Genomic DNA, 25,248 nt, shown 5'->3' on the forward strand with positions numbered 1-25,248 from the left:
TCTCACGGCTTGGGATTCGCGATGACCCGCAGAATCCGAAAACCGTAGGAGCCGACCTCGACCATCGCTCCCGGATCGCCGTCCAAAACGCGGGCGTCCGCCCACAGATCGGACTTGAAGCGCATGGTGCTCGGCAAGGCCAGCGTGGTCACCCTCTCCTGCAGATTGATGAGGACGAGGGTCGTATCCTTCCCTTTCTCTCTCGCGAAAGCGAGGACGCTTGGATTTCCAAGATCGACGATGCGCAACGTTCCTTCCCTAAGGGGAGCGTCTGACTTTCGCAGGGCGATCAATCGCCGATAGAAGGTCATGAGCGACCGCGGATCTCGGTCTTGCTCCTCCACCGACACCCCCTCAAGCTCCGGCGAAGCCGGGTCCTCGGCCCACGGCCCGCCTTGATACCACTCGGCCATGCCGGTTCCGGTGTTGCTCTTGGTCCAACGGTAGGCGCGGCGCATCGGGATGTCGTTTCCGTCGTTTCCCCATTTTCCGGGAGTGCCGGTCATCCCCAGCTCCTGGCCGTAATACACCAGCGGCGTTCCTTTGAGCGTCAAGTTGAAGACGGCTCCCTGGCGAAGGAGCGCCGGGTTCTGCTTTTCACGGGTCGCCCACCGTTCCACATCGTGGTTTTCAATGAAGAGGAGTTGGGTCTTTCCGGGTGGGGTCGTACCGAGCTCTTCTTGGATGGCGTTTTCGATTTTTGTCCGATCGCGGGTGCTCACAGCTCCCATAAGCGGCATGGCATACACCGCGTCCACCGCCCCTTGGTCGAAGAGATCTTTGCCGGTCTTCCAATCCGACTGCTCCCCCAAGAAGAACGTGCCCGGCTTCATACGCCGAATTTCCGTTTCGATCGGAGTCCAGAAGTTCGCGAGCATCCCCTTCTTAACCCCTTGAAGGTCGAGATCGTCCATCATGTGGTCGATCCGGAACCCGTCCACCCCGTCCGATTTCTTCCCCTCGGGAGCGGCCCAGTACCGGAAGACGTTCAGCATGTAGTCGCGCACTTGGGGGTTCAGGGGATCCACCGCCGCCGCGGCGATCTTGGAGCCGTCATACATGGGAAGCGGGACCGAGGTGTAGAACCCCTTGTCGTCCCAGAGGTACGAAGCGAACGGCGAAGCCGGATCTTTCGCTCGAGCGACATACCATGGGTGCTGGTAGGCGACGTACTGAACCTCCATGTCGAGGATCACCTTCAGCCCTTTCCGATGGGCGGCTCGAATCAGGTCGAAGAACTCCTTGTTCGTCCCGTATTCCGCATCGACTTTATAAAAGTCGTCGGCGAAATAGTTGTGATACATCCGAGACGAAAAGATCGGATTGATGAGGAGAGAGGTGACGCCGAGCCGCTTGAAATGGTCGAGTTTTTCGCGGATCCCGTTCAGGTCCCCGATCTTGTCACCGTTCGAGTCGCGAAAGCTCCTGGGAAAGATCTGATAGACCACTTCCCGCTCCCACGGCGACACCGGCGTGGCGGTTTGGATGCCGAAATGAGAGAAGGCCAGAGCCGCGAGGAAGATGGTCATGCCTTCCTCATCATATCCGCGAATCGCGGCCCCGGCGGCGCGGCCTGCGATCGACTGCGAAGAGGATTAGAGCTCGCTTGGCAGATCGTGCGCGTACATCGCCCGGGCGTCTTGGGCTACGCGCAGCGTCTGGACGACCTTAGCGCTCGGGACGGCGTAGACGCCGGGGTAGTCCATCTCACCCATCTCAGGGCGGATCGAAAATGCCAGACGCTCCTCCTCGAGCGAAAACTGAGCGTCGACGCCCGGCTTGTTTCCTCGCGCGTCCATCCGCACCCACTTATCGAGAGACTCCACGTAAAAGGCATTGAGTGCATGGATCGAATACCCGTCCGCCGGATCCTCGAATAGAACGAGCCGTTGGTAGCAGAAGCCGGCGGGAATGCCGGTCGCTCGGAGGAGAGCCGCCAATAGGTGCGATTTGGCGTAGCAGATCCCGGTTCGGTGCGCCAGCGTTTCCGAGGCAGAGCAGGTTACCGTGGGAGACTGAATATCCCACGAGTGCGGAACCTCGTCGCGAACGAATCGGAACGCTTTCTCCGCACGGTCGACGGTCCCGATCTCCAGCCAGCCGGAGTCGCGCACGAACGCTTGCACCGATGGATGATCGTAGTCGACCTCGGCTGTCGATTCCAAATATTTCGGAAGCGGGTCGTGCAGGAGCATCTTCCAATTATGCTTCCACCGCAAAACAGATCGGCCCGCCGAACGGCGGGCCGATCTGTTCCTAAGCAAAGGCGCGGGCTTAGCGTCCGCCGCGGCCGGTCGGGGCATCGGCCTTGAACGGCTTGCCGCCGAGGGTCTTTAGCTGATCCGCTTGGGCCGGGGTGAGAATCTTGTGGAGCTCTTCGCCGAGGACCTTATTATTGGTCTTCATGGCCTCCTGCATTCCCTGCCGGTCCAGATCTCCGTTCTGCATCTTCTCCCGCATGGTGGTCATTGCGGAGCGATATTTGTCTTGGACTTCCTTAACCTTGGCTTTCTGGTCGTCGGTGAAGCTGAGCGTCTTCTGAACTTCCGGATCGAGAATCGCCTGATCTCCAGCGACCTGGATCCGAATCTCTTCGAGCCGCTTCATCTGATCTGCGTTAAGGACCGCCTCGAGCGCCTTTTTCTCCGCGGCGCGCCGCTCGGCAAGGACGGCCGGGTCCACCGGCGCACGATTGCCGCGCTGGCCACCGCCGCCGACGGCTCCACCACCGACGCCCGCGCCGCCGCCTCCAACCGCGCCGGCTCCGCCACCGGCTCCGGCGCCGCCGTTGGCGCGGTTACCGCGCTGTGGGCGAAGTTCGGCGAGCTTGGTCTTCTGATCGTCGGTCACTGCCAGATCGGCCTGAACGTCCGACCGGAGAGCGAGCTGAGTGAGAGAGGGGGGGCCATTGCGAGCGCCACGGCCTTGGCGATTGCCACGTTGGCCACCGCCGCCTTGCGCAAGGCATGTTCCGACGAGCGCGGCAGCGCAAAGAGCGACCGCTAGAACGCGGGAGATTTTCGAATTCATTGTTTGTTCCTTCTGGCAGGCGCGGATTTCCCTTCCGCGGGTCGCCGATAACGGCTGAAACGAACCGAAACACCACATGTTCACTTGGTTTCCAAACTTCGATTGGTATCGCAATTGCCAAAAATCTTGTACTTCTTCTTTTGCGTTGAGCCACTGAACTCGGCGCGGAGTCGCTACGTCAGTCCGGTCGTAAGGGACCTCCTCCGGCGATTAACCGGAGGGGCCGAAAGGAGAAACGAGATGAAGAATTTTAGAACCGCTCTCGCCGTTGTTGTCGTAGCGGGCGCCGTGGCGGCCCCGATCTCCGCGAACGCGCAGTTCCGCGGAGGCTGGTGGAACGAGCATCGCCGCGTTGTTGCTTGGCATGTTCGCGACCTCGTCGACCGAACCGAACGCGAGAGCAATTCCCTTCGAGCGACATTCGAGCGGGATTTCGACCGATATGACCTCGATCGATACAATCGCGCCGACCGTGCTAAGGATCGCATCCAACGGCTGGACGAAAGCTTGGAGCGTCTGCGACGGATCGCCGACGACCGAACGCCGCGCGCCGGCCGCGAGGAGATGCGAGAAGTCCTCTCCCGAGCCCGCGTCGTCGACGAGATCTTCGAGCGCAACCACGGCATCCACCGCCTGGTCCGCGGCCAATGGGCCCGCCTCCGCCGCGACTTGAACGAACTAGCGCGGCTGTACGACCTCGGCTCGGTTTAACTACGTCCACGAAGTGCCCCGTGGCACGGGAGGCTCGCCCGTGGGTATCCATGGGCGGCCCGCCCATGTTGCTTGTGTACCTTCGGTACACCAGACCCTGGGGTGGCCGCTCTGGAGAGCAGCGGTCCATCCGGGCTCCCTCACCCCCAACCCCCTCTCCCTCGTTCGGCACAATGCATCCGAAGGAGGGAGAAGGGGCTCCGGAGTTTTCGCTCACTCCTTCATAGGTAGGGGGCGTAGCTCCGCGGCGGTGATTCGGTCGCCGAGGCGGCCGGGGATAACGGAGAGCTCGAGCACGTTTTCGTCGCGCAACATGCTCGGCGGCAGGTAGAAGCCGCGTTGCGGACCTACCTCCCAGAAGCGGCCGAGCGGCTGTCCGTTGAGGGTAAGGAAGCCGTCGCCGCCGGCGTGAAGGGCGATCTCCCAGGCGACTCCTTCCCCTTTCGGGCGGGCAAAGCGAATCCGTGAGCGGACCTGAAGCGGTCCGTTTGGTCGGGGGCCTTCGATCTTCGGGTGCTCGTTCCGGAGTATCCCGGCTGACGGGCCGAGGTCGTACGACGTGTATCGACCGACGTTCGTCCGATCCGTCCACATCACCTTAACCTCACGCCCCTTGGGGAATGGCGCCTCGATGGAAAGCGGACCGCTAAGCCCACCCGGACCGTCGTTGTTCCGGATAATCAGGGCGATATCGTTCTTGCCGGGGTGCAGATACTGGCCGACGGCGAAGTCGGCCGGGACGTCGTACGTGTGGAGTTCGCCGACGAGGTGGCCGTTGACGAAAAACCATCCTTCGTCGTCCACCCCATCGGTGTGCAAGATCGCGTTCGAATCCACCTTGCCGCCGATATCGACGGTGGTCCGGAGGATAGAGGTCGTGTGTGAAGCGAAAAGTTCCGGTGCGAGGCCGCGTGTCCAACCACTTGTGTCGACGGCGGACGAAACGAGCGAGCGGTCCTCCGGTCCCGAGATAATGCGGCCCCGCCAGTCGCTAATAGTGGCTCCGCTCGGCGCCTCGTCGAGCAGCGAAGCGCCAACCAACCCGTGGGGGAGTTCCATCGCCGAGCCGCCATTAGGCCACCCCGGATTGAAGAAGACGAATCTCATGTCCGCCGACGGCCGCTCCCAAACAAGCCCACCCCGAAGCCCACGTGGCTGGTTAGGATCGCTGGAAACCAGCTCCCCGCCCGCGGTTCGCAGGAAGAGCACCTTACCGGCCCCTTTTGCTTCCGTTCGGAAGAAGAGGAACCTGCTGTCGTAAACCCCCAGCTTTTCGGTCGTCGAGCCATCGGAAGCGACCTTCCACCCGGCCGGCTCGGCGATGGCCGCTTCGGCGGTGCGAATCGGGATAGCGGGTGGCATCGCCACCCGCGGAACTCCCACCGGCTGCACCAACCATTCCCCTTTCGACGGATCGGTCGTGTATCGAAACACGTTCATTCCAAACGGCTCTAAGTGGCACTCAACCGTTCCAAGCACGGTGCCCGACACTGCCTCCGTGCGCGAGACGTTGCGGACAAAGAGATAGTGCGCTCCGCTCCGACCTAGCCTCGCCGCCACCTTCAGGTTCGCCGGCGGCGTTCCGGTTGGCGCCGGAGCTTCCTCGGAGCGGGCCAGATCGGCCCCGTACTTCTCCAGCATTTTGCCGATCGCCTGAACCGCGCGGTATTTCGGACCCGTGCCGCCCCATTCGCGGATCGGAGCATTGTAGTCGTAGCTGGTGGTGATCCCTTCCGCCGCCCAGTCGCCAAGGTTCGTGCCGCCGAACAGCATGTAGTAATTGAGCGCGGTGAGCCCGTTCTCGATCGCGTACAACGTCAGGGCATTGATTTGGCGGTCGTCGATCCCTCCTTGCTCCTCCGCGGCCAGACCGCCGACTTGGCCAAACCATCCCCCCTGGAATTCGGTCACCATCTTCGGCGCCCACGGCTGGGCGAGATGCTGATCCTCCAATGCGCCCCGAACCGCCTCGATGTTGGTGCGGGGGTATTGGTTCGGGTTATCGAACGCCTGGCTCAGGATCGGGTCTCCCTTTGGGTCCCGGATGATCCGAGTCCAGCATCCGAAGATCGGCACCTCGATCCCGTTCTTTTGGCTCACCTTGATCAGGTCGCGGACGTAGTTCCGCTTCGCCGACTCCGGCTGTCCGGCGAAGTCGTATTCGTTCTCCACCTGCCACAGGATGACTCCGTGCCCTCCCATCGGCTGTCGGAACTGCTGGTGCTTATTCACCACCTTGGCCACGGCTTCCATCCAGTGGCGGGACCAGTCCATAAAGAAAGGATCGTCCCCTCGGAACCACATCGTGCTTGGCGATACCTGGGCCGGACGGAACTGGCTGAGCCAATTCGGAAACCCGCCCGTCGCCCATTCGGCGCATATGTACGGCCCCGGCCGGACGATCGTGTAAAGCCCGAACTCCTTTTCGGCCATCGTGAGCCACTCGTCCAGGTCGCGCAGGTTGATCTGCGAGAAATCACCGGTTTCGACGGGCGGCTTCCGCTCGCTCCAGTTCCAAGCCACGTACGTCTCCACCGCGTTGAAGCCCGCCTCTTTGATCGCGCGGAACCGGTCCCGCCAGAGCGCCTTAGGGCACCGGAAGTAGTGGAACGCGCCGCTAAACAGGAAGGTGTCCTTCCCGTCGATCGTAAAGCACTGTCCGTCGTACCGCACCCGGTCAGGGTGCAGGAATTTCGGTTGAGCGACCGCCGAAGCCGTCAAGAGTCCGGCCAAAGCCACAGGCACAAAACGCATGCCCGAAAGCGTACTCGCTCCCGTAGTTGGCAGTCAGCGGTTAGCAGTTCCGAAGCCGTGCGCCGTGAGGAGCATACGGAGAGCTTTAGCGTGTTGCATGTCTAGACTCGACCGCTCTCACCGTCTACCGATGCCCCGCCGCTCTCAACGACCATTCGCGATCTTCCAAGAGACGCGACAAGACCGGCTCCATCGCTTCGCCCAAGTCTCGAACCTCCGCTCGCTGAGGTGGAGATCGTCCGGAGAGACCTCGGGAGAGAACCGACTTGCAGGGGGAGCGATCGGGTTGCGCCACAAAAAAGCCGCTTCTGGTGCGGCCTGGTCGTTCGCAGGGGCTCGAGGTCTGGATCACTCCTGGTAGAAAGATCGACGGAGCAATCTTCGATTGGGCGGGTGGGAGGCCTACGGGGCGATCTACCTCGGCCTTCGCCGGGTGCGGCCAAATTCCGCGATGGAGTAGCATCCCCACTTACTAAGCGAGGGAAAATCCGTGCGTGCGGTCTCGGCTATCCGTGACATGTCCTTCCAGTCGCTCAACTGAATATCGCTGACGAATAACTCGTGTAGGGCCATCAGTGCTCGTTCGGGCACTGAGTGGCGAAACGTGTGGTACACATCGGTCAACCGGCTGCGGTAGGTCCTAATTCGTTGGCTGCGAGCATCCAGTGCGGCTAGCTTCTCTGGTCGCGATAAATCCGAAAGCGAGTTGAGAGCACAGTCAGCAAAGGCCAGCGCAGCGAAGCTTCGTTGAACTTGATCGCCTTCTTTGGACGCTTTTTGTAGGTACCACTCGGCAAGCACATGCCACTTGGCCACGTTGACCGGACTTCTAAAATCGCCTGCCGTCCATTGCATTGTCCAAGCCGTTATTCCTGCGGCAAGATCGTCTTTCGGGGAGAGATGCGTTAACCGTTCCATCGACTTAATGAGCCTGGGAACGATGGGACGGTCCATCCGATGGAAGAAGTCGGCAAGGCAGTGCACGGCTTCTGGCGACACCGCACCAAGGGTGCTCGGCGCTCCATTAAGAGGCTGCTCGTCCACGAGGTGCGAACACCAAAAGGTATCTACATTCCGATCGGACATCCCGTGGCCAAATAGGTCGCGGTATGGCGCGGTTAACTTCTCAGCCTGAACCGTGGCCAAAGCAATCGAACAGAGAAAAATCATTGCGAATCCAGGGAGTCAAGTGTAAGGCAAAAAGCTTCGCGGCGCCGTCGGCGCCCCACTAACACCCCTGCCCGCGTTAATCGGCGATGAGAAGGGGCGGTACGCTCGGGGAAATGAACAAGCCCCGCGAGTGGCAGCGCTTTTTCGATGCGCATGCCGCCAATTACGAGCAGAATCCGTTTACGCACCACACGGAGGCGGAGGTGGATTTCCTCCTCACCCTCTATCCGATCCTGCCCGGCTCGCGGATTCTCGACGTCGGATGCGGCACCGGGCGTCATAGCATCGCCCTTGCCAAGCGCGGACACCGGGTAACCGGCCTCGACCTGTCGAGCGAAATGCTCGCCGTCGCCCGCCGCAAAGCCCAAGAAGCCGGCGTCGAGGTCGAATGGATACAGGCCGACGCAACCGACTTCCGCTTCGACGAGCCGTTCGACGCCGCGATCTGCCTGTGCGAAGGGGCGGTCGGCCTCATCGAGCGAGGGGAGAACGCCGAAGCCCACGATATGGCGATTTTCCGAAACATCGCCGCTTCGCTCGGCCCGAACAAGCCGTTCCTTCTCACTGCCCTCAACGGATACTCCGTCATTCGCCAGATGAAAGACGAGTTCGTCCCGGAAGGACGATTCGACCCCGCCACAATGGTGTCGAACTACGAGGATCAATTCGACTTACCGGAAGGTCCGACGCTGATGCAGATCCACGAACGCCTCTTCATCGCCCCCGAAATGGTCCGCATGCTCACCGCCTCCGGCTTTACCGTCGACAACGTCTACGGCGGCACCGCCGGCCACTGGGCGCGCCGCTACCTAAGCCTCGACGAAGTCGAGGCGATGTACGTCTGCCGAAAACGTCCGTAAAAGCTGGAGGCGTTCACCGGAATGAGAGGGCGGATAACCCGCTCGGGACTGGAATCAAGTAGTGGCGCCCCGAACGAACTCGATCGGTAAGATCGTGACCCCTGGAACGCACTCGCCCGCGATCAGGGACATAAGCGTGGAAATCGCTCGAGCTCCCAGTTGAGACCAAGGGGCGCGGATCGTGGTGAGCTCGAACCGGGGAGCATAGAAGCGATTAAAGCCATCGAACCCCACAACGGCCACATCTTTGGGGATCGACATTCCGACCGCCGACAGGCCGTGGCAGCAAACCTCGGCCACCCGGTCGTTGCAGCCCACGATCGCGGTCACCCGGTCCGTGGTTCGATTGAGGAGATCGAAATCCTCGGATGAAAGCGAATCGTCCCCGGTTGTTTCGTTATGAATCGTGACATTCATTCCAAGTTCGGTGGCCGTTCGCAGGAAGCTCTCCATCCGGTTCACCGCCGAGCGGGCGGTAAAGAGCGTTTGCTTGTAGAGCACGTTTCGATGGCCGAGCTGCGCAAGATGCTGCGCTTGCATGCGCCCGCCTCCGTCGTCATCCACGCAGATGGTCGGGATGGCGCTGACCTGATCCGCAATCGCCACCGCCGGAACTCGCAGCTCGTCCAGCATTCCTAGAATCGGATCGTCTTGCCGGGCATGAACCACCAGGCCGTCCAGCGCCCGGTTGGAAAGCAGGTCGAGGAGCATGCTCGGACCGTTCCCCGACGTGTGGATGACCGTGTTGAACTCGTGCTCGCGAGCCCCTTCGCAAATACCGCCGAGTAGGTCGGCAAAGAAGAGATTCCTCGAGTCGAGGTGGGCACGGCCGGAGTAGACGCCGATCCGCTGGGTGCTTCCTTTCTGCAGCGAACGAGCCAGGGCGTTGGGCCGATACCCAAGCCGCTCGGCCGCTTCCAACACGTGCCGGCGGGTCTCGGCGGAAACGCGCGTGCCGGATCGGGTTCGGTTGAGAACGACCGACGCCGTCGACTCGCTCACTCCCACGGATCGGGCGACGTCGCGAAGAGTCGTAGACCTGCGTTCACTCCAGACATGTTCGGTGCGCTCCATTGCGGTTAGACCTATCGTAGGTGAATCAACGCTAATTTGCCAATGAATCAGTGATGATTCAAAAAGATTCGGTTTTATTCACCCGGTAAGCCCGTCAAAAACTTGGCTTACGCGACGTAATCGATTAGATAGGGAGTTCGACCAGATATACCAAAAATTGACATCCCGAAAAAAAAGGTGCACATTTGCCCAAATTTGCTTTTAAGATGATCCTGTGGCGGCAAAACGTCGATCTATCGCCTAGAGAAACGTCGTGCCCACCCGGTATGGAGTCCATGGTTATTGCCGTGTACACGGCTTTCCTTGAACAATGATCTAATCGTTTAGCTAAAAATGGAGGCCGCGGCAAAGCGGCCCCGCAGACCCAACGGAGGTTCTAAAGTGTTATCTCGCAACAAAGCATTCACGCTCATCGAGCTCCTCGTCGTCATCGCGATCATCGCGATCCTCGCTGCTATCCTCTTCCCCGTCTTCGCACAGGCTAAGGCGGCGGCCAAGGCCACGGGCGATCTGTCCAACATCAAGCAGATCGGTACCGCTATGGCTCTGTACACTAACGATGCCGACGACCGCTACACCTACGGCATTCCGACGAACTGGTCGGGAGCCCCTGCCTGGGGCAGCAACTCCCTCTCGTGGACGCTGAATTTGCAGCCGTACTCGAAGTCGCTTCCGCTTTTCCGAAGCCCGCTTGAAACGAATTCGGCCGGCGGAAACTGGGGCGACTGGCTCGGAATCCCCGTCTCCTATGGCTTGAACGGCTTCACCGCTCCCAATGCGGCCGCGGCCGTAAACTTCGTAGGAGTCTCGCCCTCCTCTTGGCAGGGTCGATGCTTCAAGGATTCGTTCACGGACGTCCAGGACTGCACGCTCCGAGGCATCGCGGCGCCCTATGCGCAGGTGCACGGCGAGGGGGGCGGCGGTGAGCTAAACACCGCGGCGCTGACCGTTACCCAGGTCACGAACCCGGCCGACACGATTGCGATGGCCACCAAGTACAACGGCGACGCGCTCAAGTGGAGCGGCGGCGGCGTAGGCAACCAAACGCAATTCCAGTGCGGCGGAATCTTCGAGGCCGTCCCGGCCACCGACGGTTCGGCGGTTTACGACCTCGACTGGTGCGGCGGCGCTCAGATGCCGAACGGCCTTCGCAAAGTGGACCTCAAGTCCCCGCAGGGCCAGTACGGCGCAGTCAGCCAGACCGGTCAGGGACGGGCGAACTTCTCCATGGCCGACACGCATGCGAAGAGCCTGAACATCGCTTCCACCAACCCGAATCCGGACTCGGATCCCGGGAAGAACAAGTGGGACGCCCTTCGCCCCTAAAGACCCGATCAGGGTCTGCTTCGCGCCGGATATTCCGGCGCGAAGCTCTTTTCCATTTTGGATCCCTATCTATGAGCATCGCCGCCCGAATTCTCCGCCCGACTGTTTTCGTCGTCCTAGGTCTCGCGCTCGCCGGCTGCGGCAACAGCGGCGGAATGTCGCAGAAAGAGCTCGACAGCATGAAAACGTCCCCCAAAATGACGGACGCCAACCGTGCCACCGTTGCTGCCGCCATGGCCGGCGGCGCGGAAGCGAGACGAAAAGCCGAAGCCGACTGGGCAAAAGCCCACGCCGCTGAAACCGCCAAAATTAACGCCGAACGAGCCAAGATGGGCCGCCCGCCGTTGGGAAATTAAGCGGGCGGGCGTTGAGGCGCTAGGCGTAAGGCGCGAAGAAAACAGTAATACGCCCAACGCGCTAGCGCCTAGCGCCCTCCCCAATCCCCGTGCAGAATCACGTTCTCCAGCGGTCCTTCGGCACTCACGGGGCCTCCTAGGACGGCGCGGTGGATGCGGCCGTTGGCCGTTACGTGGCTGCCCGGTAAGACGACGCTATCTTCGATCGACTCGCACCGCACCGTCGCTCCGGCACCGATCACCACTTTATCGCCGACCTTGCCCGTGACTTGGGCCGTAGGGTCGACCAACTTGCCGTTGTGGATAAGAAACGCGCTTGTTTCCAAGAACGAGTCGAGGGTTCCGGTATCGAACCAGGTTCCCTCATACACGCCGGCGAGCACCGTCTCCCCCCGGTCGATGAGCATCTGAATCGCGTCGGTGATCTCATACTCCCCGCGGCCGCTCGGCTGAAGATCGGGAAGCACCGACCATATCTGCGGACCGAAGAAGTACATGCCCGCCATCGCAAGGTTGCTTTCCGGAACCTTCGGCTTCTCGACCAGCTTCACGATCCGCTCCCCTTCCACGTTCGCCACCCCGAACCGGCTCGGGTCCTCGACCACTTTGACGATGTTCAGGTTTGCGCAACCCGAGTCGACGAAACGCTTGGCATACCGCTCGAACCCTTCGCTGTAAACGGCATCTCCAAGATATAGAACGAACGGGTCGCCGGCCACGAATTCCTTGGCGAACCCGACCGCGTGCGCCAGCCCCTTGGGCTGTTCCTGCTTTACATAACTGAGGTGAACCCCCTGGGCGCTTCCGTCGCCCAGCGCCGCCCGCATCGCCGGCTCGTTCTCGCCAACGACGATGCAGATGTCGGTGACGCCCATCTCCTTCAGCCGGTCGAAGGCATAAAACAACGTGGGCCGGTTCGCCATGGGAAGCAGCGGCTTAGGGATGACGTGAGTGACGGGGTAAAGACGGGTGCCTTTGCCCGCCGCGAGAATAACGCCTTTCATGCTGTTCTTGTGCTCTCCATGACCAAGTCGTATCGGTACGTCGCGGAGTCCGTTCCGAGGATACACCGGACAGGGGTACGATCGAGCTTGCTATGAGGAAGCCAAGGATGGGCCACCTCCCGCTTGCCACGTTTATTGCGTTTTCCGCCGCCGCGCTATCGCTCACCGGTTGTCGAGGCCATGTTGCCGCGCCCTATCCGACATGGGCGACGCCGAGCGCGTCCTACGTGCCCCAGGCAGCGAGCGGCAACGCCTACGACGGGTATGCCCTGGCCGCTTTGTCGGTGGAAGCCACCGGCGGCAAGCAGCTCACCCGCGTCTCGTTCTACCCTGATCAGAGAAAAGCCGCAATCGCGGTGTGCGATCCCGCGATCAAGCAGATCGAGACCGCGAGCAAGCTCCCTTGCGATTTCCGGTTCGTACCCCGCCCCCCGTTCACCCCCGCCCCGTATCAGCAAGGGTGGCGGCTTATCGGAAGGGCCTTGGAGTGGAAGATCGAGGCGAGCGCCCAAGCCGCAGATTTCGACGCCGCGATCAACTTGGGAATCCTCGCCACTAGATTTGGTCTCGACCTCACCGGCGGCGGCGCCACCGACGCCTCGCTCGGCTATGTCATCGCCGACGATGCTCGCCGCGCGCTCGCTCCTTGGCTGCCCAAGATGGGCGCGGCCCAGCTCGAGAAGCTAGCCAAGGGGGTCGAAGAAGCGCTGGCGCGCAAGCCCGGCCTAGCGAAGACGCTCAACCACGAAGCGGACAACATCCGAATGAGCGTTCAGGCGCTCCAAGACGCGTTTCAAAAAAACGACTTCAAGCAATTCGAAGAAAACCTCGGCCCAGAGGCACGCGAGGCCGTCGAATACCTGCAGGGGCTCCGATCGAACGATACGAAGCGCGTCGCCTACTTCGCGGGCTTCGCCAAGGAGGCGGAGGGTGAGATTCGATGGCTTCTCGCCTGCGCCGCCCAGCCCACCGCAAAGCGGGAGAAAGAACCAAAGTTTCCGTCCGAACTCGAGCGGCCGTGGAAGCGTTTCGCCCATCACCTCTTCCTATCGGGCCGCCCGATCATCCAGATGGACGACCGGACGCTCGCGCGAACCCGCTTGCTTGTGCTAAACGCCGACCTGATCTTCGCCGCGAAAACCGCGAAGCGGTATCCCAGTGACCTTAGTGGATTCCCTGCCGACATCAAAACCGATCCGTTCACAGGCGAGCCGTTCCTCTACCGGCAGAACGGCGCTCAATACGAAATCTACAGCGTCGGCGAAAACCTCACCGACGACGCCGGCGACACCGACGACACCTTCACAACCCCCGACCTGACCCTGGAACGCTCCCAACAGGGCTAAAGTGGCACGGGTAGGTCGCCCAGTACCAAAAAAGACTTTCTCGGCTCGGGACTTCTTAGCGTTCTTTGCGATCCACTTTGCGTCCTTTGCGAGAAACTCCGGAAAAGGGCTTTCTCGCCAAGAACGCAAAGAACGGAGAGAGCCGGTTGAAGAGAACTTGAGCCGCAAAGGGCGCAACGCCGGGGGTGTTAAAACTGGTTGGCCTTGGGCAACTCGCCTCTGAAAAGACGGTCGGCGTCTATTCCCCCGTAGCCCAAACCCTACGCTCTATCCTCCAGATCAGTTTCCTCGGCGTCGACCTTTGGCTGACTGCGGAAGAATCCCTCGGCGAGCGGCGCCGGCGGCGCTTTTTCGATCTCTTTTGGCTTGTTCTCCACGACCGCCGATTGGTTGACCAACTTGGGAATCGCCTGAAGCGCCGTCATAACCTCGACCGGAACGGCCAAGACGACCGTGTTCGAAGGTGAGTTACCAAGCGAATCGAGGGTCTGCAGCGAACGCAGTTGCAAAGCGCCCGGTGAGGCAGCCATCGTCGAAGCCGCCGCCGCGAGGTTTTCCGCCGCGAGCCGGTCCCCTTCGGACTTCGTGATATTCGCCCGTTTCTCGCGTTCCGCCGAAGCCTGGCGGGCCATCACCCGCTTGAGGTCCTCCGGCAACAGAATGTCCTGGATTCGGATCGCGGCGACTTCGAGTCCCCACCCAATCACCTCCGACTCCACCATCTCCTCGATCCGCTTTCCCAGCGCTTCCCGGTCGGCGAGGATCTCGTCCAGGGTCGCCGCGCCAACGACGTCTCGGAGGGCGGTTTGCGCGTACTGACGGATCGCGTGCTGGTAGTTCTGAACCTGCATAATCGCGTCCTTCGGCTCGTTGACCCGAAGGAAGATCACCCCATCGAGGGTCACTGGCACGTTGTCCTTGGTAATCGCCTCTTGCCGGGGGATTTCCAAGGTGAGGATGCGGGTGTCGACGATTCTCACCTGATCGACCAGCGGAAGGACCGTAAACATCCCCGGTCCCTTGACCGCCTGAAACCGTCCTAGGCGGAAGATCAGCGCCTTCTCCCATTGGGCCGCGACCCGAAACGCCGAGGCGATAATCAACGAGGCCAAAAGCCACAGGAAGTACAGGCCGGCTGAGGCCGGATTGGCGGCTCCCGGGTGTACGGCGAACACCCCCGCAACCGCCAACAAAATGAAAACGATCAGTGGAAGCGGATTAACCATGCCGCCAAAAGCTACTCCTTGGAGCCGATCGCGTTTCGAACTTCCGAGAGGAACGCTGCTTCCTTCTCGGGATCGTAACCCATCCACAAGTGCCGCACCACTCCGCCCTTATCTAAGTGCACGAAGAGCGGGGTGCCGGGAACGGCCACCTGCTGCAAAAGCTTCCCGTTAGGATCGTAGAGGTCCGCCATCTCGTTTGTTTTCGGCGACGTGGACACGGTCAGAACCGTCGCGACTTTTCGCAGCTCTGCCAGCGCGGGCGAAACCCGCCGATTCAAGTCCTCGTCCTCACCCAAGAAGACCAATATCGCCCCCCCGCTCGCGATCTTTCCAACAAGGTTAGACGGCTTGCCGTGAGCTCCCACCCACCCGTTCAACGGGAATTTGCTGCCCGCCTGAACCGGTCCATCCTTCCACGGCAGCTTGTACGGTACGTAACCGTCCGGAATCTCGGCCCGGAATGCATCGGCCGGGGCCGTCGCGCTCACCGACATGCGCGGCACGAACCACTCGTAGGCGTAGCGTCCCATCGGGTTCGCGACCACAATGTTCGCTCGGTGAATCCGGCCCTTGCCATCGATCGCCGCCTCGACAAAACCCTTGGATTGGTGCACGTCGAAGTTCGACCTCACCAGATCGCAAACCGAACCGTCGAGAGTCTCCTTTCCGATTACCTGGAACATCGCTCCATCCGGAGCCGCCTTGCGAAAGTCCGAGTCGAATAGCCAAGAAGGGTACGTCTTCAAGCCCGAGAAGAGGTTGCTCTTCCTGAATCCAATTTCCGGGCTACCCTCTCCCTCGTCGTAAACCTTCCCAAGGTGATCGAGCTCGATATACCGCTCCGGTGTCATCGAGAGGACGTAATTCAGTCCATTCGCGGAATAGCGCACGATCATTCGCCGAGTCTTTTCGAGCCCGGTAGTCCCCTTGAGGCTATACCCGCCGATCTTCATGTTGAAGTCGGCCGACACGTATGCCCCAGACTTTCGGAAGGCGACGTACCGGTCGAGCGCTTCCGTAGCCGGAATCTGGTTGAGCAGAAGGAGATAGAGGTGCATGATGGCCATCCGGGCGTTCCCACCGTGTGTGACGCACTATTCGTACGTTTCGGTTGCTAAACAGTTCCCGGCGCCATTCTAGATCTCGTTTAGAATCGCTTCGATGACGATCTTTGGATCCGAGCTTGCATCCAGAATACGCCAGCGGTGAGGCTCTTCGCTTGCTAAATTCAAGAACCCGGCACGAACGGCCCGGTGAAACTCGATCGGCTGGGCATCCAGCCGGTCTCGGGAAGTCAGCCGCGCCAGACCGATCTCCGGGTCTAAGTCCAGTAAGAACGTTCGATCCGGAACGAGCCCGCCCGTGGCAAACCGGTTCGCCCGTCGAACAAAATCCGCGTCCAACCTTCGGACATACGCCTGGTACACGAGCGTGGAGTCGGCATACCGGTCGCAGAGCACCCATTCCCCTCGCTCCAAGGCCGGCCTAATCACGCGCCTTACATGGCTCGCCCGATCGGCCAAGAACAAGAACAGCTCCGACTCCGCCGGCATCTCGTCCCCATGCAAAAGGATCTCCCGAATCCGCCCCCCGAACTCGCCCGCCCCGGGCTCCCGAGTCGTCAGGACCGCCCGCCCCGCCTCCCGCAGCCGCTCGGCGACCGCCCGCAAAGCCGTACTCTTCCCTGCTCCCTCCGGCCCCTCGAACGTGATAAACATCGAACCCCATAAGTTTAGCCCTCCGGAGCCCCCTCTCCCTCCTCGGGATGTTCGTGCCCGACGAGGGAGAGGGGGTTGGGGGTGAGGGAGTCCGGACGTGGCACTGGCTTCCAGCCAGTGGGTCCCAAGGGCATCCTGCCCTTGGCGGAAGTTACACGGCCAGGATGGTCGTGGGGATTCATCGGCTGGGAGCCGATGCTACGAACGGGCGGGTAGTTGCCGAACCAACTCTTCCGCCATTCGCACCGTGTGCCGGTTATGGATGGCGACGGCGATGTGGTCGTTGACGCTCGCCGGCTCCCGCTGCACTTCTTCGGCAAGCTGCTCTAGCCCGAAGGCGAGCCAAGCCCGATCCTGGGGCGACATTTCCGCCTCCGTTAGTCGAGTCATCGCGCGTTGCGACGCTTCTCTTATCTCCATCGCCGCGGCACGGCGCGATTCGCTCACCTGGTCTCCCGTCCAAGTCACCCCTTGCATAGCGTCTTGGAGTCGAAACCAGGCCGCCGCCCCGCGTTCCATCTCCGTCTGGTCATCGGCGGTTGCATCGCGCAGAATGCGGCGCGGCCGCCCAAACTTGCTATGACCTAATAAGGGGAAAGCATCTTTACTGGCATTCTCTTTAAACTTCTTCGCCTCGAAGGCCGCAAGAATAAGGAAAGCCCAAACCGGGAGATGTAACACCAGCCTAAGGACCACCCACTGTAGGAAAATCCAGAAGCTAACGACAGCGCCGTTGATCACCAGGGTCGAGGTTCTCGTCCGAGGGGACCTCGTGATCACCTCCCGCCTCATGTACCGGTCGAGATTCGGATATTTAGACAAGCGACATCAACCCCTCAGGTTTTGCCTTAGCTCATCCTCGGCTTCCCGAATCTGGCGCAGCTCGCTCAGGGTCTGATCCAGCGAGCGCCCCGGCGCGACTTCGGCCGCAACCTCCGGGTCGACTCTGGCTTCTCGCGCCAGACTCTCCGCCTCGTCTCCGAGATGACGAAGCTTATCGGCTATCACACGAACCGGGCCGAACGCCGCCGGAGGAAAGTTCGCCCGTTTGCTCCCCTTCATCGTGAACTGCTCGAGCGCCTCGTCCACGTAGTCGAGCGCATGCCGGTTCGGAACTTCGTCCGGCACCCAGTCGCGGTAGTGCAGCATCACCTCGTCCATCGACTGGTCCAGCGCCGACAACGCTAGCGTGCGCACCGATTGGTAGTGCGCCGGAACCTGTCCCGCCGTCCAAAATGGCCCCTCCAGCGCCGCCCGAGCCCGAGCCCAATGCCGGGCGCACTCTTCAAGAAGCATTAGCGAGCCTTCGTCGAGGTCTCGATGGAGGCGACGCTTGGTCAGCATCATCCCCATCCTCTTGGCAATCTCCGTCGCCTCGATCGCCCGCTCGTCGACGACGGGAGGCGGCTTCCTCGACCGGCTCTTGAAAATCGATCCGATAAGAAGCACCACGCAACCGGCGAACAGCGGCCACAGAACCGATCCGCTCAAAGCCCAGCCCCCGAAGAAAGCCGCCACGGATGAGAGGACGATCACGTTGGTCGCCCGGTCCTCTTCCAACAAAAAGCGCCGCCGCCCCAGCACGTTCAACGCCTGGACGAGATTCGGATACCGCTTGCTCGGGTCTTCAAAGAACATCGCGCGTCTATAGAGTACGCCGGACCGCCCCCCAAAGGTGCGTGGCACGCGGCTTCCAGCCCGTGTGTATCTCGACCATCCTGGTCGTGTAAACGTAGCATCGGCCCACGGGCAAGATGCCCGTGCCACGTTAGAACGAATCCTTCACAAACCGGTGCCGGCCGATGAGCTTCCCCATACCGATCAATAGCCCGGTGTACTGCTTCTTATCCGGACTCAGATCCAGGACGATCGGCTTGGAATAGGCGCCGTTCAACTCTTCGGGCGAGATGAATTTCTGGTTGGGATTCCGCGCGTCCGCCCCACCGTGGTCGTCGATCTTGATTTCCGATACCTTTAGCGTAAGCCGCTGCCCCCTGAAGGTCCAGAAGCCGGCGAGGTCCAAGTCTTCCTGCTCGCCTTGTAGGTGCATTTTAAAGCTCCGGCGCGTGGCGTACACCTGGACGTACCCTTGTAGCCGATACCGCTCTCGCTCCTGCGGAGTATCCGCTCCATCGCGAATCGACTCGACCTCAAATCCCCCCGACCATTTACCCAGGAAGGGCACGATCTCACGGTTGGAACAGGTGGCCCGCGCCGTCAAAATGAAGGCGAGGATCAGCACGACGGCGGAGACGATGGCGGTTCGCAAAGTTAGTTAAGTTCCTTTCGTATTCCCAAACAGGTCGATGTGCAGCCTCGTCGTAAGACGCCAGTTCCGGCGCATCACCGGCCCCACGAGTGCTCGCGCTCGCCGGTGAAGCGTCTCGGCATCCGTCCCTTCCGGCATTAACAAGACCCGCTGGGGAACCACTCCTCGAAGGCGGGAGAGCAACCCTTCGATCTCGACCAGGTCGGCCTCGACATTCGGTCCGACGACGAATTTGAGCTGATAACGATAGCGGTCGATAAGTCTCTGCAAGACGTCGATCTGCAAACGGGTCGATTCGTGACGCTCGCGCCACGCCTCGTCTTGCGGAGTCGAATTGGCGAGCTTCGGGCTGATGCTCATGAGATCGCAGGGAAGCTCCCGGTAGATCGTTCCCGCCGTTTCGATTGTGATCGTCTTGCCCAACCGGTGACACTCTTCAGCTAGCGTCTCGACCCCGCCAAAGAGCATCGGCTCGCCCCCCGTGAGCACCACGTGATCGATCCCGGTCGCGATCACCCGCTCCAAGATCTCGCCGACCGGCATCACCGGCCCCTCCGGCCGCCAGCTTGCATAAGGAGTGTCGCACCAAGCGCAACGGAGGTTACAGCCGCTCACGCGCACAAAAACACTCGGGATGCCGACCCAGCTTCCCTCCCCTTGGACAGAGGCGAAAATCTCAGCGATACGAAGGCGGGCGTCGTCGGACAAGCACCCAGAGTTTACTTACCTCTGGTTTATCTTCTTCTCGACCCGCTTCAGGTTCTGAACCGCCGTCAGGTCCTTCGGCGCGAGCGCGATGTACTGTTTCCACACCCTCTCCGCGTCCGGAAGGTGCCCGGTCTTCTCATAGGTGTGAGCAAGAATTCGATAGACGTTCGGGTGCGGATGCTTTTGCAGCGAAATCTTCGGCTCGAGCAGAGAAGCGATCGTCTCGTATTTCTTTCGGCGGAAATAGAACTCGGCAATCGGCAGCGAGCCGTCCGGGTCCGATTCGTTTTCGAGGGCGTAGGTGTGGTAGACCGCCTCGGCGTTATTCCACTCTTGCACGTTCTCCAGCATCCACCCCAGGTTGGTCACGACCTCATAGTCCTTGGGCCGAAGCTGGTGGGCCACCCGCAACAACTGGATCGAAGCTGGAAAGTCACCGTCGTCGAACCAAACGTCCGTCTGTTGGTCGATCCTCTCGTTGGCGTAGTACCAGATCGAGTTCAGGCGATCCTGAGCCGGCGCCGCCATCGCGCACCCGATTCCCACTGCCCAGAGACCAACGCCTAAAACCAATCGCTTCATTCTCGCTCCAACGCTTCCGCCACAAGTTGTTGAGCAAGTTGCGGGTTGACTCGGCCGCCGGAGGCCTTCATAACCAGCCCGACGAGGAATCCCTTCACCCCCACGTTACCTGCCTTAAACTTTGCGACGATCTCTTGATTGTCCGCCAATACTTGTTCTACTAACGGCATTACCGCGTTTGCGTCCGTTATTTGCGAAGAACCCTTCTCTTTTACGACATCGGACGGAAGCTTTCCGTTCTTGAACACCTCGCGGAATAAGTCCTTGCCCATCTTGCTGGAGATCGCACCGCTGGCGACCAGCTTCGTCAGGTCCACGAGATGGGTGGGGGTGATCTTGCTCTGGCGGGCGGCGATCCCCTCCCCCTTCAACAGCATCAAGAACTCCGACCGCATGAGGTTGGAAATCGCTTTGGGCTCGCCACCCAGACCGACCGCCTCCTCAAAGAATGCCGACCAGTCGGTGTCCGCGATCAGCTCGTCGCTCTCCTTCTCTCCCAGTCCGTGCTCGTTCCGGTACCGCTGGAGCTTGGCGATCGGCAGTTCGGGCAAGGAGGCGCGAAGCCGTTCGATGTAATCCTCCTCGAACGCCATCGGCGCCAGGTCCGGGTCGGGGAAGTACCGGTAGTCGTTCTCCGATTCTTTCAGTCGCATTGGGAAGCTCGACTCGCGCTGTTCGTTCCAGCCGCGCGTCTCTTGCAAAACCTTCCCGCCCTGCTCCAACACGGCGACCTGCCGGCGCACTTCGAACTGCACGCCGAGTTGTACGGAGCGGAAACTATTCAGGTTTTTCAGCTCCGACTTCGTACCCAGCTCGTCCGACCCATCCAATCGCACGGAGATGTTCGGCTCGCAACGAAGCGACCCCTCCTCCATCTTCCCGTCGCACACGCCCAAGTAGAGCAGGATCTGCCTCAATTGGGTGAGGTATTCCTTCGCCTCGTCCGGAGTTGAGATGTCCGGTTTGCCGGTTTCCGGGTTGAACCCGGTCACGATCTCCATCAGTGGCGTTCCCGCCCGGTTGTAGTCGACGCCGCTTCCCCCGCTCGGCAGGTGCATCAGCTTGCCGGTGTCTTCTTCCAAGTGCACTCGCCGGATGTGAATCCGCTTCGTTCCCCCTCCGGCCGCCGGAATTTCAAGGTAACCGTGGTAGCCGAGCGGATTGGTTTCTCCGTACTGGGTCACCTGGTACCCCTTCGGCAGGTCCGGATAGAAATAGTTCTTCCGGTGGAAGACCGAATCCATCGCGATCTTGCAATTCAAGGCGAGCGCAGTGCGCAAAACCATCTCGATCGCCGCCCGGTTCGGCGTGGGAAGCGTTCCCGGTAGCCCGAGACATACCGGGCAGACGCGAGTATTCGGCTCGCCGCCAAACGCCACAGGGCAGCGGCAAAACATCTTGGAGCGCGTCGCCAGCTCGGCGTGCACCTCCATGCCGACGCTCGGAATGAAGTTCGCCATGGTTTAGAAACCGCCAGTCTACCGAAGCCTCCCCCTCTAAACCCCAAGGGGTCACGCCTCCAGCAAGACCGGCCTACGGCGCAGCCGTGTCGCCGCAGGTTGGCTCGTACCTGCGCGACAACGTCCCAACGATCCACAAGTTTGGTCAAAGGGCGAAACGCTCTCGCGCAGGTACGAGCCAACCTGCGGCTACAACGCTTCGCGTTAGCGTTAACGAGAGGTCAAAGTGCGATAAGATGAAGTCGATGAGCAGATTCGCTCCCCCCAGCGTTCGGGAGGTAGATCTGGAGTGGCAGCGGCTCCCGGTAAAAGCCCGGGCGAAGGCCCGCTGGCTAATGCTCGTCCACGTTCGAAATCCTGGCTCTGATCTTCGCGGAAGAATGGACTCACTCGGTTTCTCGCCTGCGCTCGCCGTTTGGGCGGAGGCCGAATGCAACCGCCGGCGATTGTACGAGGCCAACCAGCCTGCGAATGAAGACCCGAGCGACGGCCCCGTAATCGTGTCCCTGGCCGGCTTTCTCCTTGCCCTCGTCTGGCTGATTGCGGAAGTCCGCAATCCGGCGCCGGAGCCAAGGCTTTGGGCACTTGGGGCGGCCTCCGCGACCAGTTATGTCATGTGGCGAACCCTGTTGCGCTGCCTGAACGCTTGGTATCGGGGCTCCCTTCGAAGGTCTGGCGGCGACGCAAGATAGGAAACTGTCGATGGCGATATTCGGCCCCCCTCCAACCCCCGCGCTACGGGAAGAGTGGCGGAATCTCTCCAAAGAGATCCGCCGCGAGGCGATCGATATATTATTCGGCCCGCGAGGAATGACCGACTCCGAAGTCCAAGCCCGGTTGGTTGAGCTGGGCTTTTCCGCCGAGCTCGCGGAGTGGGCCGCCGGCTACGCAATGGAGCAAATCCGCGGACTCGGGCGGATGATCATCGATGAGCCGGTGCTGCGTCGGGGACGTCTTGACCGCTTTAACCATCTGCTCGTTTCGGTCATCGTCTTCTTCTTTTCGCTCACCTGGTTCGCACAGGAAGCCCAAACCCTTCGAGAGGGAACCACGCCGATCGGAATCGTCCCCGCGAGCGTAATGACGCTCGTTTCGTTCTTTTTCTTCATGGCGTGCCTGCGCCGTTGGATTTACGCATTGAAACGGGAATAGCGCGTTTCCGGGACAATGACGTCATGCGTGAACCGCCGCCCCTGTCCGAGCCGCCGAGCTTGCGGTACGGATATCTCTTCCGCGGTCTCATCATGCTTGTCGGCGGCATGGTCAGCGAATGGCTGATGCGCCCGATCGTGCCCTGGACCTACGTCCCCGGAACTCTTATCGTGGTCTCCGGCGTGGGGATCGCCGTCGCTATCTTCGACCGGTACCGCCCCGACTTCTCGTCGATCGCCTACTTTGCGGTAGCCGTCGGTGTATTCGGGCTAACCTACCTCGCCCAAACCTCCGTCCTCCCCCTCTTCCTGTACACCGCCGCCTTCGATCTAACCCGCTTCGCCTTGCGTGTACAGATAGAAGAGTGAGGGGTTAGCGGTTGACAGGGAGCGATCTCCGGACTGCCAACCGCTAACGGTCTAGGCCGTGTATGCGATTCGATTGCCCGCCAGGCCTTCCGTGCCGGCGAGCGCCGTCTTGGCGTATTGCTGGATCAACGGGAATAGCTTTTGCGCAGTCGCCTCTTCCTCGGCTTGGATCTGCCGCCCCAATGCCGCCGTGACGTCGTCTCCGACGACGGACGAATAGGCGATCAGCGACTCGTACATCCCTCGCTCGAGATGCTCGATCGAATACGCCTTGATCAGGTTCTGGGTGTTCTTGTCGTATTCGTCATGCGCTCCGTGCATGATCTCGCTCATCCTGGCGAGCACCATGTTGAGGAATCCCTTCCCCCCGCTTGGGTCCGCGCCCAGCGCCTTGAGCCTCGCCTCTAACCGCTGAGCTTGGCTCTGGGTTTCGATCCGATGCTGCTGAAAAACCGCCTTGATGTTGGGGTCGTCGGTATCGTCGATGAAACCCTTGATGACGTCGTCGATACCGGTCTCCGCCGCGTGCGCGTCTTGCAAGTAGCGAATCAGCCGTTCCTTTGCGTTCTCTGCCATGTGCTCTCTCCTTCGCGTCTTCCCGCCGTTAAGACGGGGCGCGAAATTTTGACGAGAGGGCAATACCCAGGTTCCGAACTGGCCCTGGGTCGTAAGGCCCGCGCCCTCCGGTCCACGCGGAACCACTGATAAATTTGCCGGGTCAGATCACCCACGAAGAGCGAAAACTCAAGGAGAGAATATGAGCATTACCCTAATCCTTCTCATCGTCGTGATCCTGCTGCTTCTCGGCGGTGGTGGCTACTACTATCGTCGCCTCTAGATCACGCAGAACCCCAGTGGACCGCCGGCCTCCTGCCCTCGGCTATTCGAGGGGCAAGGACGCTCGGCGGGCTGGGGAGCGTCCTCTAAGGGACCGGAAAGCTGGTACGAACGCCCCGCCCGAGTGAGAAACGACCGCGGCCCTCGTCTGGGCGTATTAGATCGGCCCCCATCGGAACAACGGGCACTACCGTTCACCGAGAGTGAAATAAAAGGTCGCCCCCTTCCCCGGCGCGCTGTCGGCCCAAACCGATCCGCCGTGACGGTGGACGACCTTCTGCACGTTATAAAGGCCGATGCCCGTCCCGGGAAACTCGCTCGAGCTGTGCAGCCGTTCAAATGCCTTGAACAGCTTATCTTTGTATTCCATGTCGAAACCAACGCCCGAGTCGCGTACGAAGAACGCCCCCTCGGGCGTTCGACCGAAGGAGACCTCAGCCCGACCGGTCGGCTTCGAATATTTAACGGCATTTTCGAAAAGGTTCTGGAGCACATAGCGAAGGAGTCCCGGGTCGGCGTCGGCGTATAAATTCGGCTCGATAGTGAACTTCGCCTCGCACCCCCAGTCGCGGCTGCATATCTCGTCCGCCACATCCCGCGCAAGCGCGCTAAAGTCGAAGTGGGAACGCACCACCTCCCGCCGGCCGAGCCGGGACGACTCCAGCAAATCCGAAATGAGGCTTTCCATTCGCCGCGCCGCCGTCATTTGGCGGCGCATCATATCCTGAGCTTCGGAGGCCAGCGAACTCCCGTATTCGTCGAGGAGGATCTTTGAGTAGCCCAGGATCGACCGCAGAGGCGCCCGCAGGTCGTGCGACACGGAGTAGGTAAAGCTCTCCAGGTCGGTTGCGAGAAGCTGAAGCGACGCTTCGTTCCGCTCGGCCCGCTTCCGCGCTTCCATCCAATCCGTTAGGTCGAAAGCGGCTCCGGCAAAGCCGGAAAACTCCCCGTTCGAGCCAAAATCCGGTTCCCCCCGATCCAGCATCCACCGGTATTCCCCGTCCTGACGCCGGAGCCGGAAATCCAGCTCGAACCTCTCTCGGCTTTGAACCGCGTTTCGATACTGCTCGCGAGTGCGCTCCGAGTCCGCGGGGTGAACCGCGGCAAGCCAGCCCGCGCCATTGTTCTCATCCCCGCCGATGAAGTGGCGCCAGCCGTTACCTGTGAAGGTCCGCTCCCCGTCCGGACCAGAGTTCCATCGGAGAACCCGGGCGTCGGAAGATGGACGCAGGGGCTCTCCTAGTTCCTCGTTTGGGTCGGTCCGGTTCGAGATAATGTCTCCCACCATCGTTTAGGC

The 25,248-nt window shown here is 61.0% G+C and carries 26 protein-coding genes; 8 read left to right on the plus strand and 18 right to left on the minus strand.

What is annotated here, in order from left to right:
* Nucleotides 1-2: 2 nt before the first annotated feature.
* From OP10G_RS03815 to OP10G_RS26115, 3 genes are all read right to left on the minus strand, one after another.
* Nucleotides 3-1,529, minus strand: a complete 1,527-nt coding sequence (locus OP10G_RS03815; protein ID WP_025227204.1) for an alpha-amylase family glycosyl hydrolase — start codon at nucleotides 1,527-1,529, stop codon at nucleotides 3-5.
* 66 nt (nucleotides 1,530-1,595) lie between these two features.
* A complete protein-coding gene (locus OP10G_RS03820; RefSeq protein WP_038472475.1) occupies nucleotides 1,596-2,195 on the minus strand; it encodes a transglutaminase-like domain-containing protein in 600 nt (199 codons plus the stop codon).
* A gap of 79 nt (nucleotides 2,196-2,274) precedes the next feature.
* A complete protein-coding gene (locus OP10G_RS26115; RefSeq protein ID WP_144240982.1) occupies nucleotides 2,275-3,030 on the minus strand; it encodes a hypothetical protein in 756 nt (251 codons plus the stop codon).
* 240 nt (nucleotides 3,031-3,270) lie between these two features.
* Between OP10G_RS26115 and OP10G_RS03830 the strand changes: the two genes are divergently transcribed.
* On the plus strand, nucleotides 3,271-3,741 hold the full coding sequence (locus OP10G_RS03830; RefSeq protein WP_144240983.1) for a hypothetical protein: 471 nt from the start codon (nucleotides 3,271-3,273) through the stop codon (nucleotides 3,739-3,741).
* A 213-nt stretch (nucleotides 3,742-3,954) separates the two neighbouring features.
* Here OP10G_RS03830 and OP10G_RS23920 read toward each other — a convergent pair whose 3' ends face one another.
* Nucleotides 3,955-6,495, minus strand: coding sequence for a beta-galactosidase (locus tag OP10G_RS23920; protein ID WP_084178796.1), 2,541 nt, complete (start codon nucleotides 6,493-6,495; stop codon nucleotides 3,955-3,957).
* Between the two features lie 414 nt (nucleotides 6,496-6,909).
* Complete coding sequence (locus OP10G_RS03840; protein ID WP_025227199.1) at nucleotides 6,910-7,665, minus strand: hypothetical protein; 756 nt, start codon at nucleotides 7,663-7,665, stop codon at nucleotides 6,910-6,912.
* Nucleotides 7,666-7,778: 113 nt separating this feature from the next.
* Here OP10G_RS03840 and OP10G_RS03845 point away from each other — a divergent pair, with 113 nt between their 5' ends.
* A complete protein-coding gene (locus OP10G_RS03845; protein ID WP_025227198.1) occupies nucleotides 7,779-8,525 on the plus strand; it encodes a class I SAM-dependent methyltransferase in 747 nt (248 codons plus the stop codon).
* A 54-nt stretch (nucleotides 8,526-8,579) separates the two neighbouring features.
* Here the strand turns inward: OP10G_RS03845 and OP10G_RS03850 are convergent, their stop codons facing one another.
* Nucleotides 8,580-9,599, minus strand: a complete 1,020-nt coding sequence (locus OP10G_RS03850) for a LacI family DNA-binding transcriptional regulator (protein WP_025227197.1) — start codon at nucleotides 9,597-9,599, stop codon at nucleotides 8,580-8,582.
* A 381-nt stretch (nucleotides 9,600-9,980) separates the two neighbouring features.
* On the opposite strand from OP10G_RS03850, the gene OP10G_RS23925 reads away from it, so the two are divergent.
* Nucleotides 9,981-10,925, plus strand: coding sequence for a prepilin-type N-terminal cleavage/methylation domain-containing protein (locus OP10G_RS23925; protein ID WP_227625053.1), 945 nt, complete (start codon nucleotides 9,981-9,983; stop codon nucleotides 10,923-10,925).
* Nucleotides 10,926-10,996: 71 nt separating this feature from the next.
* On the plus strand, nucleotides 10,997-11,281 hold the full coding sequence (locus OP10G_RS03860) for a hypothetical protein (protein ID WP_025227195.1): 285 nt from the start codon (nucleotides 10,997-10,999) through the stop codon (nucleotides 11,279-11,281).
* A gap of 68 nt (nucleotides 11,282-11,349) precedes the next feature.
* Here the strand turns inward: OP10G_RS03860 and OP10G_RS03865 are convergent, their stop codons facing one another.
* Complete coding sequence (locus tag OP10G_RS03865) at nucleotides 11,350-12,285, minus strand: sugar phosphate nucleotidyltransferase (protein ID WP_025227194.1); 936 nt, start codon at nucleotides 12,283-12,285, stop codon at nucleotides 11,350-11,352.
* 92 nt (nucleotides 12,286-12,377) lie between these two features.
* Here OP10G_RS03865 and OP10G_RS03870 point away from each other — a divergent pair, with 92 nt between their 5' ends.
* Complete coding sequence (locus tag OP10G_RS03870; RefSeq protein WP_144240984.1) at nucleotides 12,378-13,631, plus strand: hypothetical protein; 1,254 nt, start codon at nucleotides 12,378-12,380, stop codon at nucleotides 13,629-13,631.
* A 260-nt stretch (nucleotides 13,632-13,891) separates the two neighbouring features.
* Here the strand turns inward: OP10G_RS03870 and OP10G_RS03875 are convergent, their stop codons facing one another.
* From OP10G_RS03875 to gatB, 9 genes are all read right to left on the minus strand, one after another.
* On the minus strand, nucleotides 13,892-14,857 hold the full coding sequence (locus OP10G_RS03875) for an SPFH domain-containing protein (protein WP_025227192.1): 966 nt from the start codon (nucleotides 14,855-14,857) through the stop codon (nucleotides 13,892-13,894).
* 11 nt (nucleotides 14,858-14,868) lie between these two features.
* Entirely contained in the window at nucleotides 14,869-15,915 is a 1,047-nt protein-coding gene (locus OP10G_RS03880; RefSeq protein WP_227625054.1) for a thioredoxin domain-containing protein, read from the minus strand.
* Nucleotides 15,916-15,993: 78 nt separating this feature from the next.
* A complete protein-coding gene (gene tmk, locus OP10G_RS03885; protein ID WP_038472484.1) occupies nucleotides 15,994-16,575 on the minus strand; it encodes a dTMP kinase in 582 nt (193 codons plus the stop codon).
* Nucleotides 16,576-16,773: 198 nt separating this feature from the next.
* Complete coding sequence (locus OP10G_RS03890) at nucleotides 16,774-17,316, minus strand: hypothetical protein (RefSeq protein ID WP_144240985.1); 543 nt, start codon at nucleotides 17,314-17,316, stop codon at nucleotides 16,774-16,776.
* A gap of 87 nt (nucleotides 17,317-17,403) precedes the next feature.
* Nucleotides 17,404-18,213, minus strand: coding sequence for a hypothetical protein (locus tag OP10G_RS03895; protein ID WP_025227189.1), 810 nt, complete (start codon nucleotides 18,211-18,213; stop codon nucleotides 17,404-17,406).
* A gap of 130 nt (nucleotides 18,214-18,343) precedes the next feature.
* Nucleotides 18,344-18,844 carry a hypothetical protein gene (locus OP10G_RS03900; RefSeq protein WP_025227188.1) on the minus strand — a complete coding sequence of 167 codons (501 nt, stop codon included), beginning with the start codon at nucleotides 18,842-18,844 and terminating at the stop codon, nucleotides 18,344-18,346.
* A 6-nt stretch (nucleotides 18,845-18,850) separates the two neighbouring features.
* Nucleotides 18,851-19,552 (minus strand): 7-carboxy-7-deazaguanine synthase QueE, encoded by a 702-nt coding sequence (locus tag OP10G_RS03905; RefSeq protein WP_025227187.1) that lies wholly within the window; start codon nucleotides 19,550-19,552, stop codon nucleotides 18,851-18,853.
* 15 nt (nucleotides 19,553-19,567) lie between these two features.
* Complete coding sequence (locus OP10G_RS03910; protein WP_025227186.1) at nucleotides 19,568-20,134, minus strand: hypothetical protein; 567 nt, start codon at nucleotides 20,132-20,134, stop codon at nucleotides 19,568-19,570.
* A complete protein-coding gene (gene gatB, locus OP10G_RS03915) occupies nucleotides 20,131-21,594 on the minus strand; it encodes an Asp-tRNA(Asn)/Glu-tRNA(Gln) amidotransferase subunit GatB (RefSeq protein ID WP_025227185.1) in 1,464 nt (487 codons plus the stop codon). The genes OP10G_RS03910 and gatB overlap by 4 nt, the downstream gene beginning before the upstream one ends.
* Nucleotides 21,595-21,839: 245 nt before the next feature.
* On the opposite strand from gatB, the gene OP10G_RS03920 reads away from it, so the two are divergent.
* Genes OP10G_RS03920 through OP10G_RS03930 form a run of 3 tightly spaced genes read left to right on the plus strand, consistent with a single transcriptional unit; the run spans nucleotide 21,840 to nucleotide 23,114 of the window.
* Nucleotides 21,840-22,286 (plus strand): hypothetical protein, encoded by a 447-nt coding sequence (locus tag OP10G_RS03920; RefSeq protein ID WP_144240986.1) that lies wholly within the window; start codon nucleotides 21,840-21,842, stop codon nucleotides 22,284-22,286.
* Between the two features lie 10 nt (nucleotides 22,287-22,296).
* Nucleotides 22,297-22,746, plus strand: coding sequence for a hypothetical protein (locus tag OP10G_RS03925; protein ID WP_025227183.1), 450 nt, complete (start codon nucleotides 22,297-22,299; stop codon nucleotides 22,744-22,746).
* A gap of 23 nt (nucleotides 22,747-22,769) precedes the next feature.
* Nucleotides 22,770-23,114 carry a hypothetical protein gene (locus tag OP10G_RS03930; RefSeq protein ID WP_025227182.1) on the plus strand — a complete coding sequence of 115 codons (345 nt, stop codon included), beginning with the start codon at nucleotides 22,770-22,772 and terminating at the stop codon, nucleotides 23,112-23,114.
* 51 nt (nucleotides 23,115-23,165) lie between these two features.
* Here OP10G_RS03930 and OP10G_RS03935 read toward each other — a convergent pair whose 3' ends face one another.
* Together OP10G_RS03935 and OP10G_RS23930 are read right to left on the minus strand one after the other, a co-directional pair.
* Nucleotides 23,166-23,690, minus strand: coding sequence for a YciE/YciF ferroxidase family protein (locus OP10G_RS03935; protein WP_025227181.1), 525 nt, complete (start codon nucleotides 23,688-23,690; stop codon nucleotides 23,166-23,168).
* Nucleotides 23,691-24,138: 448 nt separating this feature from the next.
* The gene (locus tag OP10G_RS23930; protein WP_025227180.1) at nucleotides 24,139-25,239 is read right to left on the minus strand and encodes a sensor histidine kinase; all 1,101 of its coding nucleotides are present in this window, start codon (nucleotides 25,237-25,239) and stop codon (nucleotides 24,139-24,141) included.
* Between the last annotated feature and the right edge of the window lie 9 nt (nucleotides 25,240-25,248).

The sequence above is a fragment of the Fimbriimonas ginsengisoli Gsoil 348 genome (assembly GCF_000724625.1).
GTDB classification, from domain to species: domain Bacteria; phylum Armatimonadota; class Fimbriimonadia; order Fimbriimonadales; family Fimbriimonadaceae; genus Fimbriimonas; species Fimbriimonas ginsengisoli.